This window comes from Lysinibacillus sp. NPDC097279 (assembly GCF_044761745.1).
GTDB lineage: Bacteria > Bacillota > Bacilli > Bacillales_A > Planococcaceae > Lysinibacillus.
Genome location: NZ_JBIWDA010000004.1, coordinates 122,437 through 137,951 on the forward strand (window position 1 = coordinate 122,437; position 15,515 = coordinate 137,951).

The window sequence follows — 15,515 nt, forward strand, 5'->3', positions numbered from 1 at the left end:
TTACATGCGTGTCTTAATTCAATAAAAGTTTAATTTTAAAAGTATTTACTATAATAATCCTGTCTTAGTTTCCCGCTTAGCTGAGCATATATCTTTGTAGTCTCACTCTTTTCATGCCCAAGTAAACTTTGGATGACATCTATTGGCGCACCGTTATTAATCATATGCGTTGCATAGCTGTGTCGTAATTGATGCGGATGTATACTCTTTTTTATTCCAGCCCGATTTGATACGCGCTTAATAATATATCTTAAATTATCAATGCTCATACGCCTTTTGGGCTTCCTGTCTGTAATAAACAAACAAGGATCTTCATCCTCCCGTTCATCTAAATACCTCTTTAACCAAATGGAACAGCGAGTATTAAAGTAAACTTCTCTTTCTTTATCACCTTTGCCTTGTACAATGACGGAATTTGTTCGAAAAACAATATCATCACGATTTAAATTTACTACCTCTCCAATACGGCAGCCGGTTGAATACATAAACTCAAATAGCGCATTTTCCATCGTTGTTTGGCAAGCTTCCCTTAGATGTTCAATCTCTAATTCTGAGAGAAACTTAGGAATTCTTTTACCTAATTTCGGCTCTTTCAATTTAGCAGCAGGATTTTTTAGAATATATCCCTCTTCATGTGACCATCTAAATAGTGATTTAACACAACGAATCCTATGCCCTAAACTGGATGGCTTTAAGTGTTCTCCTGACTGTATTAAGTACTCTTTTAATTTTTCTGTACTAAATCTGTTCATATCAATATCACCAAAAAATCGCAATAAAAGATTGTATTGAAAACAATATGTTTTTAATGTAAGTGTTGAATACCCCTCTATTTTTTTATCTTGTTGGTATTTTTTCCACGCTTCGGATAATAACATTTATCTTTCACTCTCCTATTAAGTTAAATCTAGTATTCTATATTCTATTATGTTCAGAGAGAGGCTGTTTCATACAGTGATTATTCAATAAGCTAATATATTGATAATTTCCGAAGTATTTTTAACCAGTAAATAGAAAAGGGGGCCTTCCCCTATTTCAAGGAAAGCGCCCGATTGTGGAAGATTTCAGTTTTTTTTAGTTAGTCTAAGTGAAATTTTAATATCATTGAAACCGAGTCTACCTAGTCTGAATAATTGTTAATAAAACTTTATCCAACAATAATTAGAAGTTCTATTTTAAACAAATGTACATCATTTTCTTCCAGAAATTCTCTCTTGTATCATCTATATTATTTTCAATCATTTTTAAGTATCTATTATAATAATCTCTAATTTCCAATGTGAAATTTTTTACATCAACTTTGATATACCCTTTATTTTGATAATTCATTAGTTTTACTACATAATTTTTATTAAAAGTTAATTTACTTTTCCCTTTAGTTTGTGCAGAATGAAGTATTCCACATCTTATATCTGTATAAAACTTACCTGCCAAGCTTAAATTAAAGATTTGGGGAAATTCGCTAACTAGAAAATCAGAATAACTTCTTTTATTTCCACCCTCTGTCTCATCCCAACCATTTTTAAACTGAAGAAGCGTTTCTATTAATAAACAATTCAGAGCCATTATTATAAAACCATCTCTCATTAACTCTTCTCTTTGAATTAATTCATCTATTACATTAAAATATCTACCTTGAATTCTATCTTGAAAAATTTCTATAGCTGTATCCCAATTATCATCTGAATTCAAACGAAGGTTTAAATCTAAAAAATTATCCTTAGTATACCATAATGAAATAAATGATTCGTTATTATATTCCATCAAATCACCTCTTATATTTTATATTTTCCAAAGTTCTAATTAAGAGCTTTATTATACCGTAATTTCCCAAAGTCTAGTTACAACTAAATTAAAAAAGGTCTAAACGCTTGGAAATTATTGATATATTTTGTATTTACAAAACCCATGTTCTATGAAATTATGATTATATGCAGTGGAACCTTCTAAGAGCCTCCGTTATAACAGGTCTTGTGGGAAGCGGGTAGGGGTAGGAGGTACATATTGAAAAAATCTTTGAAAGGAATTCCATTGCTAGTTATAGTCACTTTAGTTGTCTTTGCGTATTGCTTTACAATCTCGAAGGATAAATCACCGTGTTTCTCAATAGGTGTTCTGGAATTAAAGGTGAGCATGAGCACTGCGGAATGCAACATCCCCGCCGAATAAAGACACCCCCCCTTTTCGGAGGGGGCTTTTTTTTCTTATATGTCTTTTTTAAAAAACTACATTAGCAAATCAAAATAAAAAAACCGCCACTATGGGCGGCTACTATTCTGTTATCGTTTTTGTATGTCTAGGAATAAGGAACACTTTATTCCCAATCGCCAGTGTTCATTGACCCAGAGGGTTGTTCACTACCTAATTTTTCCCAATATCCAATTCTTGAAACTAAAAAACCCTTTCGCTCTTCGTCTATTAGCGAATTATTAATTGCTTCCACTTTTTTAGAAATTCTATTTAATTGTTTGGCATATAGTGGACCCAATTCAAATGTTGGTGCAACATATTTAGCTAAATAATTTCTATCCTTAACTTGACAAGTAATAGTATTACGAGCTTTAAACTCAGGAGTTAATCTATCAAAAGTCATATACACTTCATTTTCTCTAGGTAGATGCGCTCTTTTTCGATTTAGTTCAGGTTTCCCTTCAAATTCATTTATGGATGAACCATAAATTAAAACGTATTGTGGTTTTACTACTCTTCCATTATTTATTTCTCGATCTATATCGTAGTACTGAAAAAATAAACTTTGATGTATAGGGTTATCGTACCATTGCTTCCATTCGCTAAGTTGACTTTGAGCTTGGGTAAACTCTGCTGTTGGTTGACCATTTTTTCTAAACCATTTCTTATTAGGTTTCTCGATTTCGATAAAAATTGGATATATATTCAAACTATCAGTGGCCAACCATAAAAAATCAGGAATTTTAGTTGTCAAACCTTGTAACAATGGCTGTGTAATCAGAGCATTGTTATACGGCGCATGACCTGAATTACCAAATATTCCGAAAGCGCCTGGTAAAAGCGAAGGATTTCTTTCGAAAAATTCTTGGAACTTTCTTTCATCGTCTGCATTTTCTTTTAATAATATTTTATACTCATCCATTACTTTTTTTTCATAGGCATCCCATTCGATTGCTTTAGGCGCATCATATACAAGTTCATATGCCTTTTTTAATACAGAGCCATCTCTAAATGTCATAAACTTATCACTACTTTCAATCGTATTTTATTTAGAATTATATACTAATTACTGGGAATCCTATATAGCATTTTATAAAATTACCTTAGCAAAACAAAAAAACCGCCACTATGGGCGGTTTCTGTTGGTTTGAAATAAAGTTTTAACAAAAGTATGTTGCAAAGGTTGAACTTCAAGCTAATGTATTAAGCCAATCATCAAAAGATTTTTCCAGGGTATTTGTTAGGTTATCCTTAGAAGATTCTATTTCCAATTTATACAAATAACAAGTTTGCCCCTCAACAGTGCCGGTATTTTTCGGTACATCTAAAATACCATCTTCGTAATAAAATTCCCAAACAGTTTCACTTATTTGGTAGGCTGTTACTGAATGAATTATATGATTATTATCATTATATCTATCAATATGGCAATGATTGTGTATAAATATCGTATATTCAGATAGTTCATAGTCAAATTGATTCAAAACTTTTGATGCTAACTCTTCAAAAATCTTTGTCTCTAAATGTGCATAGTAAATGATTTTACCTTCAGAAATCTGATTTGATACATCCTCTACGGAATTCATCTTTAGATATTCTTCAATAAACTCTTGAATTTTTATTATGTCAACAGTGGAATATTCCTCTAACAAATAAATATGATAGCGTAATTTCAATTTTTTCACTCCGTTTATTTCCAAGGTAGCTTGGGTTTATTTTTACCAAATTCTATAGTGAATAAATCATGATGAACCTCCCATTTTGGTTCGATATGATAGTGTACGTAACCTGAGTAACCACCCCATTTGGTGTGTAAAAGTTTCATATCAACCCTTATTAACGCCTTATTTTTATAAAATAGGGTTGCTAATGTAAAATTATCATCGGGGTTTTTTTTACTTCTATATGGTCCTGTAACTCTCAAATTTTTTCCGTATTTAATTACATAATCAGTAATTAAAGGAGTTAATTTCTTTACTGCTGATTTTATCAATTGCTTAGAAAAGAAAGCAAGATATGTTTCGATATACCCAATAAGAGATGCCACCACTACTAAATTCTTAAAGCTTGGTATATCCCCGTCAGGATCTACATTCATCACTGGATTATTATTTGCATAATTATAGCCATTTAGAGATAGTGGATTTGTTATATCCCCACGGACAGGGTCTAAAGATATGAATACACCTGTGTCCGGATTATAATAACGTGCCATTAAATAGTAGTGCTTTGTATCTTCATCATAACGATATCCTGCATAACGATATGGGTTGATAGAATCAATATGTTTATCTGTACCACTTTGCGTTAAAATGTTACCCCATGCGTCATATGTGTAAGATGCTACAAGCTTGCCACTTTCATCTGTCAGCCCTAGTACATCACCACGATAGTTTGTAAGGTAATGATAAGGTACGCCTTCGTAAATCATTGTTAGTGGGTCCCCATTGTCATCGTAAACGTAACTTTTTACTGCGTAAGAGGTTTTATCCTTTTCATAGAGAACGCGGTTGCTATCTCCATCATAAGCGTAGTATATAGGTCCATTACTATCTTTACTATAGATTCTTCTTCCTTTTTCATCATAGCCATATTCCGCAATGATAGTACCATCATTACTTTTTACTTTCGTTAGTTGATCAAATGCATTCCATTCATACGTAAACGTTCCATCACTTGTTAAATTTCCATCTAGATCGTACAAGTATTCCTGATTGTTTACAAACGATAATTGATTCGCTTTATTATACTTATAGGTAGTTGATTCAGTTTTCCCTGCATTTTTCACGCTTTTTGTAAGACGATTACCAACCTGGTCATACGTATAGTCCATTTGTGGACCATCAATATATGCTTCTTGCGTTAACTGATTCAAAGCGTCATAACTGTAATTTACTTTATTAGTAATGCTTTTAATATTGTTGTTTGCATCATACTCATATGTGAACTTATTCCACTTAGGTAAACTATCTAGCGATAATGTCTCTTCTTGTAAACGGCCTGATTGATAGATTTTTGATAATTTGCTACCGTTTGTGAAATTAGTATCTTTTAATTGTCCAGTCACATCGTCATAAGTAAATGTTGCAAGTGGATTTTCGTTTAACTTTATCTGCTTAGTATTATAAGCATCGTCTGGTTCATATTCTAATGTATTATATCGTTTAAACCCTGGGAATGATAGTTTCGATAAATATTCATTACCTAAATATTCGTAGCTAATATCACCGTCAATATCCCCTTTATCAATTGATTTTAACAATCCATTATTATAGTAGCTAATCCGTTTTAGAGTAGATTCGTTTTCTCCATAAATTAACTGATCGTCCCCATCCTTTGTATAACGCCACACTACTTTTCCATTAACAACTACTGTTGAGCTAGGAGCTTCTTGGTCAATTTTATATTCAATACGATTTTTATTAGCTGTTTGAAGTAATATTAACTCTCCATTCTCATCATATTGATAAGAAGTTGCGTTTTCATTAGGTTTTATTTCTTTCGTAATTTGATTTTTCCCATTAAATTCAAATTTAGTGATAAACCCTTTTGCATTAGTTATCTTATTTAAATTACCATTTCCATCATATTCGTAGGCAGTTTTCTGCTGATTTGCATCGATGACGGTTTCTAGTTCATTTTTTAAATTATATTGGTACTTTGTTTCATTTTGCTTGCCGTCTTTAGTTGATAAAACATTTCCAGACAAATCCTGTACAGTAGCTGTCGTGTTGTTAAACGCATCCGTATGGGTAATTACTTTTTTGGAATCACTATAATTTGTTGCATAGGTTTCCCTAACCCCATCAGATGATTCCATCCATTCTATATCACCATAATTATCATATTTATAATTAGTCGTAGCAATACCTGAAGTAGAAGGGATTTCTGATTTTATTAAATTCCCTTTATCATACGAATACTTACTTACCTTATTTTCCGAATCTGTATAAGTTTCCACATTTTGGAATTCGGTATATTTATACGATTGCTTATTGTTTTCCGCATCCGTTGAATTTAATAGATTACCGTTAACATCGTATTCATTCGTCTGCAAAACTTTAGACACTCCATCAATAATCTCTACTTCTTGCAAAATATTGTAGTTTTGATCGAGTTTATACGTTCTCTCCTCCCCAGCTGGAGAAATGATTTTTTCAACAACATAGTTATTATTTACGAAATATTTAGTAACACCTTGTTCAGGATCTGTAATTGTTGCAACGCCCGTTGCTCGATCCAATGAATATTCTGTTTTCGGTTGATTTACAGTATCTTCAGTTGGTTCGTACACATATTTTAAATCTGCACCATTATATTCAAATTGAGTTCGTTTATTATTAGCATCTACAATTGTTGTCAGAAATTTATTCGTATATATAAATTGTGTTGTTGTAATTGTTGTTTTGTTGTCCTTACGTTCTTTCAACACATCTACATATTGTAAATAGCCATCTGTTGTATAGCGGTACGTAATTTGTTGGTCACCATAAGTCATTGTGCTAATTAAGCCATCTTTATCATAACCAAACTGAAGTTTTTTATTTAAAACATCCTTACCTAAATCCGTTGCAATCTCTGTCAATTTATTACTAGTATCATAAGAATAATTGATTTTATTATTGTTACGATCTATTTGAGTCGTAATATAAGCAACTTTTACATCTGTATCAGTTGTGGACTCACGAACTTTAAAAATTGTTTGGTTGCCGTATAAATCGTAAAGAGTAAATGTATCTTCTGTATTTTTCTTTATTTTGTCGTAATTACCGTAATCACCTTTATACTGGTTTGTTGGTGTATCATAAGTGAAAACATGAATTGTACCATCGGCATCTTTATACTGTAGTTGATTACCTTGACTTCCTGTATTAATGAAAATTTTCTCATCACCAGTAAAACTCCAGCCATAGCCAAAAGCTGATTTTTCATAGTCTTTATTATTGTAAGTTCTAGTAAATGTTAAGCTAGCGTCAGCACGCCCTAAAATATACATATCTTCATACTGTAAGATATTATTATTTGTTGTTAAGTTTACATAATTTGTACCATTCACTAATGGTCTTGAATCATAATCCCAGTAATCCTCTAAACCTAATCTTGCAGTCGTTTTATACGTAACTACTAGTTGAGGTTTGTATTTATTTAAAGTTGATTGTTCGCTACTAGCAAACTTTTTATATATTTGTGAGGCTTCATTATCACCCTTTAATAGCAAGCCATAGTTTGTAGACGGATTATTAATCCATCCTTGTACAACATTAAGTGGAACCTTCCAGTTAACCATTGCGTCTGCTATAGATGTTGGTGGTGTGCCAATATCCTTTACCGTACCAAGTTTATTACTTGAGAAATCTCCACCTGCAGTTTTCCATGTTGTGTATGGAGTTGTTTTGGCATAGTTCCAAGAAGCTTGATTTTCTTCCCATGTGCTTGTTACATTGTGCAAATTAATGGCAATAGGTGAATTATTATTTGTCGATGAAAACCATAGATTTAGATCAGCAGATACGATTGTTGTACTTGAAGGTACAGCACTTAAATCAAATTTTAATAAGCTCCTAACCGTATTGCCCCCTACTGCAGTCCCTACGCCGAGTTCAAAGTCATTTCCCCCAGTTTGTGTAGGTGCAGCGCTACGAATTGTCGTATCTTCCATGTTTGCTGAAGTTTGTAGGCGCACAATCGCAGGATCAATCGTTATTGGGTATACACGGTCCTCACTATTTAACCAAGTAGCATCTGGTGCTAAGTAAACAAATAAATCTTGTCCAATTACTTCATAACTTAATGTTAATAAATAAGATTTTGCTTCTTCAGGAACTGATTGTATTTCATCAACACTTTGGTATCCTTCAGGTTTATAGCTATCATACATGTACGGTGCTTCAATTAAATATAAAGGAGCATTGGTAGTGGCATCCTTTAAATAAATGGTTTGGTTAACTTGTTCGACTGTTAACCCATCCACATTTACTTTATAAGTAAGCTTCTGCGGAAAACCACCCGTAGGCTTTTCACGATAAACAATATCTTCTTTTACACGATCAGAACCTATTGTGTAAATGACATCAGTATCCTCTAAAATATTCGGATATTTTATTGTATTGTCTTGTACAAGACCTTCTGTATTTCGAACTGGTTCTGTTATATTTGACTTCTTATGTTGGGCTGAAACTAGGCCAAAATCGATTTTACTCGTTTCATCAGTAATCGTGATGTTTTGTTGTGAAGAACTCGTAGCTTTATCAATCTCTATAGAGAAGTCATTCGCCTTATTCTTCACTGTTTGTCCATTCTTCGTTTCAACTAAATCATTATCGATGTCTTCCCATTTACCTTGTTCATTTTGAAAGTGAATAGGTTCTTGTGCAATCTCTGCGGTATACGTCCCATCCATATTATCGAACGTTTTTGCATTCTCCGTTCGCAACTCAACTAATTCAGTTGGCTTTTTTTGTTCATGTTTATTTTCTTCCTTGTTGTTTTTTGCTTCTGCGTGTAGCGTAATGTTTCCAAATGGAATATACGCTATAAAGAGCGCAAGTACAACGCTACAACTCAACCACTTTTTCCAAAATTCCTTCACTTACATTTCTCTCCTAAAAAATTATATATTTTTGATATTCTATCCATAAATATCAAGAATTTATTGTACCAATGAATACTTAATAATAAAATGGTAATATATAGTTTTAATTTTTTGTATTAATTATAGTCACATTACCTTATATGGGATATTTCTGTTTATGTAAAAGTTTCCTTTTGTCGTTAACGGAAGCGTTAGCAAAAAATTAAACCAAAGAGGTCCTAAAAGGTCTTCTTTTTTAATGCAATAGCAACATACTTTTAGAACATAGCCTTTTATAAAACTACATCAGCAAATCAAAATAAAAAACCTGCCACTATGGGCGGTTTAAATTATCCTATTTGAAATTCGGCTCTTTAATTTGGGGATTTTTCAAAATTTGATAAATCCTTTTCACATTCCGTTTTGTATTTACAAATGGATCAAAAATTTCTTCATCAATTACTAATATAAAACTCTTACTTGTTTTAATTACAGCGAATTTCCCATCATTGATCGATGTAATATCCATGGCTTTACACAGCCTTTCCTGTATATTTTTCTTTTGAAAGCAAACAAAAAACACTTTCAGAAACCTCTATATTTAAAGGTTTATAAGTGTTCACTAGTTGGCTATGGGTAGCCCATATTTATCTTATTAATAAAAATCCAAAAAACACCATTATGTATCCCTTAAGTTCATTTACCTTAACAAGATACCCTATTGTACCTAAAGCAACGAGTATGGTTCCAATTGTGACCAAAATCATATGAAAATAAAGAGCTTTCTTATCATTTTTCAAAAACAATCCCTCCCTAACTAAAATTTACCATAACTAAAACTTGGTTTGGGGACATACTGATCATTAACAGCCAAAATACCCCCTCATTAAATTTCAATGGGGGGGTATTTGGTATTCCCTAACTTTTATTTGGCAACGTTTATTTATAAAAATATGTATAGTCCATACTTAGCTATGTGCGCCAAATATACCGATAAAGTCACCGTTATGTGCATCTATGATCACTGTTACGTGCATTTCAGATGATTTTATTATTATTTCCCATTGCATCCTATTAAATAATTCATTCAAAAATCCGTGTTTAGGGAAAAGATGCGCTTGTATATTTTCTTCTGGAATTTCTTCTAACCCATCAAATGAAATTCTTCCCCATGACTCTACAATCATTTATATTCCTGAAGAAAAAGTTATTTTTTTAGGTGATTGTGCATATGGTACAACCACAAATTCATTATTTCACTACAAGCAATCATTGTTATTGCCTGATTAAAGACATTCAAAAATATGATGCTGAAATGTTCCTACTTGGTCATGAATCAATTTGCGATTCAAATGAAATGAATATATATTGGGAAGAGTTAACAACAGCAAGTCGAGTTGTAAAATCCACCTCACTAAAAAATGCTATAGAGTACTTTAAGGTAGAGAATAAAAGGGGTCCTAATCATAATGAATTATTTTTCATAAAAGCATTTGTTAATGACCATATTATTCAATCTCAATAATTCTTTAGAATATATCAATTAAATTTAAAAATTAGCCATCTCATTAAAAAGTGTAATGAGGTGGCTTTTGTTTAGTCGATAATGTTTGCACGTTTGCAGAACAAATTAAATTCTCCCTGCTTCTCTTCTGTGTCAACTACAACATAAAAACTTCCCTCCTCTTATTGAACTAAACTGCCCCGTTAGTTTAAGTACTTTTCTTCACAATCACCACGTCAAATTTAATTTTTGTATTTTATTCAATTAAATGGCCCTATAACAGAAAAGACACACACTTTTACATGGGTGTCTTGAATTACTTTAATCAATTAATTGAACTACAAGAGAAATACGCAACGTGCCCAAAATGTAAAAGTAATCGCATTGCTTGAGGAAAGAAACTATTAAAAGAGCCACTGGACCAGAGTGACCCTAAACCAACAAACCAGGAGATGTCAAACTAATAAAATAGCTTAACACTACTAATTATATGTTAGATAACTATGTTTATATAGTTCATTGCCTTTTAAAAAAGAAATAAAAAAGCTATAACCGCGAGGTCGTTATAGCTTCAAAAATGGTGTGTGGCGTGCCACATTTATTATTTCCGATTTTAATGAATTTTAAACATTAAAAATTAAAAAATAAAAAGGATCACTCCAATTAAGAAAGTGATCAAAATGTAACTAATACCTATTAAGGAGTCAATGGGATGAGCTTAATTAAAGGATTAGCTAGGAGTGATTTCTCTACAGCAATTTGCCGTACACATTATTCTATGTATTAAAAAGCAATGAGATTAGGCGCAATAATGTTGTTTAAAAAATAGGAGGCTCTGACGGTCAACTAAAGCCACAACCAAAGAAGTGTGTGTTATACACACATAATAATTAGGTAAGTGAATTACTGCACAATATGAGAAAATTATGTAGTAATCAATAATAATTAAATAAGGTATACTTGTTCAAAATACCTTATTTAATTATTATCAAAGCGTTGTTCAGTAACATTCCTTAAAATCTTATTCAACAATATGGCCTTATAACAGAAAATGCGATTTTCTTATTAAAGAAGGTACTGCACCCCAAAAGTTAGAGTAAAAAACTAACTTTTGGGGTGATTTTTTATGACTAAATATAATGAAGAATTTAAATTGATGTTGGTTCAAGAATATTTAAGTGGTTCACTAGGATATAGAGCGATAGCGAAAAAATATGGTGTCGGTGCTACACCGTTAAGGAAATGGGTACGTGCTTATAAAGAGTTTGGATGTAGTGGTCTATCTGTTAAGAAAACGAAGCAGTTTTATTCTGTTCAATTTAAATTAGATGTATTAAGCTATATGAAACGAACAGGTGCTTCCCATCAAGATACTGCGATTCATTTTAACTTGAATGATCCAACTTTAGTTGCTAGTTGGTATCATCGGTTTTTAAAAGAAGGGATAGAGGGCCTGCAAAGAAAACCAAAGGGGCGCCCATCCATGTCTAAGAAACAAAAATCAAGAGTGAATAACCAAGAAAAAACAATGTCACGTGAGGAGCAGCTAGAACGCGAAAATGAACTGCTTCGTTTAGAGGTAGCTTATTTAAAAAAGTTGAAGGCTTTTCGGGAGAATCCAGATGCCTTCCTCGAAAAGCACAAGCTGCCATCGCATTCGAACTTAAACAAGAAGGATTTCGATTAAAAGATATTTTAAAACAAGTGAATATTCCTGAAGCAACGTATCATTATCATATCAAACTGATGAGGCAAAAAGATCTGGATTTAGAGTGGAAAGCCTTGATTTTAGAGACTTTTGAACAACATAAGGGGCGATATGGCTACCGCCGAATTCATGCGGAATTAAGAGTGCAAGGACATACAATTAATCATAAAAAGGGACAACGAATTATGAAAAACCTAGGGTTGAAATGTGTAAAATTCGTACGTAAATCACGCTATAAATCATACAAAGGAACAGTTGGGAAAGTCGCTAAAAACCTTTTAAATCGTAGATTCAGAACGTCACGTGCCCTTCAAAAATTGGTGACTGATGTATCCGAATTTAAATGTGTAGATGATGAAAAATTATATTTATGTCCGATCATGGATTTATATAATGGTGAGATTATTGGGTTTAGTATGTCAAAACGTCCGAACCTAGATTTTGTGTTAGATTCACTGAAACAAGCACTTCCCATTATTCAAAAGTGTGCTAAATATCGGACAACCATTCATTCCGATCAAGGATGGCACTATCAACATAATACGTGGGTGAAAACATTAAGGCAGAACAAGATTTTCCAAAGCATGTCTCGTAAAGCAACATGCGCAGACAATGCGGCCATGGAGAACTTCTTTAGCTTACTAAAACAGGAAATGTATTATGGAGAACAATTAATCTCTTTTGAAGCATTACAAAAGAAAATAAGAGAGTATATCAATTATTATAATAATGTTCGTATTAAACAAAAACTGGCCGGCATGAGTCCGGTAAAGTACCGAAAACACGCCAGCCAATTAGCTGCTTAATAAAAACTCTAACTTTAAGGGGTCACTACCCAATCGCGCCCGATTGTTGAATAACGAATATTAAATCTTGGTACCATATAGACTCGACATTTAATTACATACAGTTCTCCATAACGAATATAAGCGCAGTTTTCATACTCAGTTTTATATTAAATTAATCTTCCCCTTTAATGAAAACAAGCGCTAATCCTAATTACAAAATATTACTAATAGGGGTAGCACCATGTGTATTTTTAGTCAATTCCAATTAAGTAATTCACCATAAAATTCTATTCTATATTTTTTTTTGTTGCGTAATCACCATAAAAGTAAGTGTCCCAAAGATCACCATATTCAGGAGTGGCGATTATTGTATATTCCCCATTTTCGTCAACTTCAAACAAAACTACACTATTTTGTCCCCATCCCCCAAAATGTTTTGAGTCATCTACGAGCATATAGATACTGTATATACCCTTTGCTAATACTTCACTTTTTTGGAAGTCCTCAATTAATTCTTTGGCGTTTGGAATAGGGTGTTTATTTTCATTTATGTCAAATTTAAAATAAAAATTCACCACTCCTGGTTTCGTTGCAAACCTGCCATGCTCATCATCAGGAATATTATTTTTTGGGTCACTTGGTATCAGTGTAGGTAAAAGTTTAGCAGTATCTATCTTTTGTGTCGTTTTAAAATCGTCAAGTAGCTCTTGATAATTAGCTACACCTATCTCAATATTGTCGTAGGGAAATATTGAAACTGGGGCATTTCTTTCTGGTGCATATTCATTAGGGTATTTCACTAAACCATATTTTGTTATTATCTGTTCAACTACTTGAATTACCTTTGGATGTTGCTCAATATATGCACCCTTGAATTGTAAAAGGTAAATATCATCATGACTTTCTTTTTCTAAAATCTTCAAAGTATCTCTATCAATCATTAGGTACGGATAAGCACGATATGGCTTTTTCATTTCTATATAAGTTTGATGGTCAATCCCTTCAAACCAATTATTACTTGTCTTAATAACAGAAAATTCACCTTGTATTCCATAGTTTGTTTCTAAATATTCTTGTATTGGTTGATTCAGATCCTCTTTAGAGAAACATCCACTAAGAATTAGGATTGATGTACTTGCTAAGATGACTTGAATCAATCTTTTAATACTCTTCATTTTCCAAACTCCATTTCTTGAATTTTAATAATATTATAACATTTTCGATTCAACTAAACTGCCATGTTGGCATAAGTACACTTCTTCACAATCTTAACGAAACAATTAATAAAGTCACTCCATAATCTGGCCCTTTAATGCGAACGAGCACCGATCCTTATTACAGAATCGCGCCCCTTTGTGGAATAAAATGTTTCCGCAAAATAATTCTAAGGCTTATAGATATATCATTATACATCTTCCAAATTCATCTATATAAGCACTTTCTTATTTTTCAAGATTGTCTGCACAGTGAAATTCGTTATTTTTTTTCTTTGAATATAATTTTATTTGTTCGATTACATTCACTTACTAACATATCCTTTTCCCCATAAAAACTAAAGAATGAGAATAATGAGTATCCTTGACCCTATTGTTAGAATAGAGTTTATTATTTTTTTAAGGAAGGCTTCTTAAAAAAACTCAATACAAGGAGAAATTAAATATGAATACTAAACTATTTTCACCTTATACAATGAAAGATGTTACTTTTAAAAATAGAATAGTAATGGCCCCCATGGGAACTAACTCCAGTTTTACTAAAGATGGAATAGCATCTAAATGGCATTTAATTCACTACGGAAGCCGAGCTGTCGGACAGGTGGGATTAATTATAATGGAGGCAACGTCTGTTTCTCCTGAAGGTCACTCAGATAGCAGAGAATTAGGGATTTGGAGTGATAATCACAAGCAAGGGCTAAAAGAGATTGTAGATATTGTTCATGAAAACGGATCAAAAATAGGAATACAGCTAGGACATACAGGAGGAAAATCTCAACAATACGATACAGCTATTGCACCATCCGCTATTGAGTATCGAGGTAATAAACCAAGGGAAATGACCAAGGAAGATATTAAATTTGTAGTAAATCAATATAAAAAAGCAGCAAGCCGTGCAAAAGATGTAGGTTTTGATGTAATTGAAATCCATGCTGCACATGGTTACTTAATTAATCAATTTCTATCTCCAATAACCAATTTTAGAACAGATGAGTATGGAGGAAATATTGATAATCGTTTTCTATTCCTGGAAGAAGTTATCAAAGCAATTAAATCTGTTTGGCAGGGGCCTTTATTTGTAAGAATATCAGCTGATGAATACCACGTAAAAGGAAATACAATCGAGACACATGTTGTTTATGCAAAAAAAATGAAAAATCTTGGAGTTGACTTAATTGATTGTAGCTCAGGTGGTGTTGTTTCTGTGCCAATAGACACATACCCCGGTTACCAAATACCAGCATCGGAACAAATCCGAAAAAGAGCCAATATTGCTACTGGAGCAGTTGGATTAATCACTACTGGTATACAAGCAGAGGAAATATTGAAAAACGAAAGAGCTGATCTTATCTTTATTGGACGCGAATTACTTCGGAACCCATATTGGACACGGAATGCAGCGATTGAACTAAATACTATTATTAAAGCACCAGATCAATATCAGATAAACTACGGAGCAACTTGGTTCACTATAAATAATTGAACGAAATGGTTATAAGTGATTTTTTACTTTTATAATTAATATCTTTTACAGGCACTA

General features: G+C 32.6%; 11 protein-coding genes and 1 pseudogene. 4 read left to right on the plus strand and 8 right to left on the minus strand.

What is annotated here, in order from left to right:
* Positions 1-35 precede the first annotated feature (35 nt).
* The 7 genes from xerA to ACIQ1H_RS16595 all read right to left on the minus strand — a co-directional run bounded on the left by xerA (position 36) and on the right by ACIQ1H_RS16595 (position 9,948).
* A complete protein-coding gene (xerA, locus tag ACIQ1H_RS16565) occupies positions 36-878 on the minus strand; it encodes a site-specific tyrosine recombinase/integron integrase (protein ID WP_402890176.1) in 843 nt (280 codons plus the stop codon).
* A 292-nt stretch (positions 879-1,170) separates the two neighbouring features.
* The gene (locus tag ACIQ1H_RS16570; protein WP_402890178.1) at positions 1,171-1,764 is read right to left on the minus strand and encodes a hypothetical protein; all 594 of its coding nucleotides are present in this window, start codon (positions 1,762-1,764) and stop codon (positions 1,171-1,173) included.
* A gap of 550 nt (positions 1,765-2,314) precedes the next feature.
* Entirely contained in the window at positions 2,315-3,208 is an 894-nt protein-coding gene (locus tag ACIQ1H_RS16575) for a Shedu immune nuclease family protein (RefSeq protein ID WP_402890180.1), read from the minus strand.
* Positions 3,209-3,380: 172 nt separating this feature from the next.
* Positions 3,381-3,866: a hypothetical protein gene (locus ACIQ1H_RS16580; protein ID WP_402890182.1), complete on the minus strand. Its 486-nt coding sequence runs from the start codon at positions 3,864-3,866 to the stop codon at positions 3,381-3,383.
* Between the two features lie 14 nt (positions 3,867-3,880).
* Positions 3,881-8,779, minus strand: coding sequence for a DNRLRE domain-containing protein (locus ACIQ1H_RS16585; protein ID WP_402890184.1), 4,899 nt, complete (start codon positions 8,777-8,779; stop codon positions 3,881-3,883).
* A 629-nt stretch (positions 8,780-9,408) separates the two neighbouring features.
* Positions 9,409-9,561, minus strand: a complete 153-nt coding sequence (locus ACIQ1H_RS16590; RefSeq protein WP_402890186.1) for a hypothetical protein — start codon at positions 9,559-9,561, stop codon at positions 9,409-9,411.
* A 168-nt stretch (positions 9,562-9,729) separates the two neighbouring features.
* Positions 9,730-9,948, minus strand: a complete 219-nt coding sequence (locus ACIQ1H_RS16595; RefSeq protein WP_402890187.1) for a hypothetical protein — start codon at positions 9,946-9,948, stop codon at positions 9,730-9,732.
* Positions 9,949-9,992: 44 nt separating this feature from the next.
* On the opposite strand from ACIQ1H_RS16595, the gene ACIQ1H_RS16600 reads away from it, so the two are divergent.
* The 3 genes and pseudogenes from ACIQ1H_RS16600 to ACIQ1H_RS16615 all read left to right on the plus strand — a co-directional run.
* The gene (locus tag ACIQ1H_RS16600) at positions 9,993-10,286 is read left to right on the plus strand and encodes a hypothetical protein (RefSeq protein WP_402890189.1); all 294 of its coding nucleotides are present in this window, start codon (positions 9,993-9,995) and stop codon (positions 10,284-10,286) included.
* 1,105 nt (positions 10,287-11,391) lie between these two features.
* The gene (locus ACIQ1H_RS16610) at positions 11,392-11,952 is read left to right on the plus strand and encodes a helix-turn-helix domain-containing protein (protein WP_402890193.1); all 561 of its coding nucleotides are present in this window, start codon (positions 11,392-11,394) and stop codon (positions 11,950-11,952) included.
* Positions 11,913-12,779: pseudogene (locus ACIQ1H_RS16615) on the plus strand (IS3 family transposase); the annotation flags it as partial. The gene ACIQ1H_RS16610 and the pseudogene ACIQ1H_RS16615, both read left to right, overlap by 40 nt.
* Before the next feature lie 269 nt (positions 12,780-13,048).
* Here the strand turns inward: ACIQ1H_RS16615 and ACIQ1H_RS16620 are convergent.
* Positions 13,049-13,936 carry a hypothetical protein gene (locus ACIQ1H_RS16620; protein ID WP_402890194.1) on the minus strand — a complete coding sequence of 296 codons (888 nt, stop codon included), beginning with the start codon at positions 13,934-13,936 and terminating at the stop codon, positions 13,049-13,051.
* A gap of 484 nt (positions 13,937-14,420) precedes the next feature.
* Between ACIQ1H_RS16620 and namA the strand changes: the two genes are divergently transcribed.
* Positions 14,421-15,458 (plus strand): NADPH dehydrogenase NamA, encoded by a 1,038-nt coding sequence (gene namA, locus ACIQ1H_RS16625; protein WP_402890195.1) that lies wholly within the window; start codon positions 14,421-14,423, stop codon positions 15,456-15,458.
* Positions 15,459-15,515 lie beyond the last annotated feature (57 nt).

Excerpts from the sequence above, each read along its gene's own strand:
- xerA (WP_402890176.1), bottom strand. The coding sequence starts at position 878 with ATGTTATTATCCGAAGCGTGGAAAAAATACCAACAAGATAAAAAAATA.
- ACIQ1H_RS16570 (WP_402890178.1), bottom strand. The coding sequence starts at position 1,764 with ATGGAATATAATAACGAATCATTTATTTCATTATGGTATACTAAGGAT.
- ACIQ1H_RS16575 (WP_402890180.1), bottom strand. The coding sequence starts at position 3,208 with ATGACATTTAGAGATGGCTCTGTATTAAAAAAGGCATATGAACTTGTA.
- ACIQ1H_RS16595 (WP_402890187.1), bottom strand. The coding sequence starts at position 9,948 with ATGATTGTAGAGTCATGGGGAAGAATTTCATTTGATGGGTTAGAAGAA.
- ACIQ1H_RS16600 (WP_402890189.1), top strand. The coding sequence starts at position 9,993 with ATGGTACAACCACAAATTCATTATTTCACTACAAGCAATCATTGTTAT.
- ACIQ1H_RS16610 (WP_402890193.1), top strand. The coding sequence starts at position 11,392 with ATGACTAAATATAATGAAGAATTTAAATTGATGTTGGTTCAAGAATAT.
- ACIQ1H_RS16620 (WP_402890194.1), bottom strand. The coding sequence starts at position 13,936 with ATGAAGAGTATTAAAAGATTGATTCAAGTCATCTTAGCAAGTACATCA.
- namA (WP_402890195.1), top strand. The coding sequence starts at position 14,421 with ATGAATACTAAACTATTTTCACCTTATACAATGAAAGATGTTACTTTT.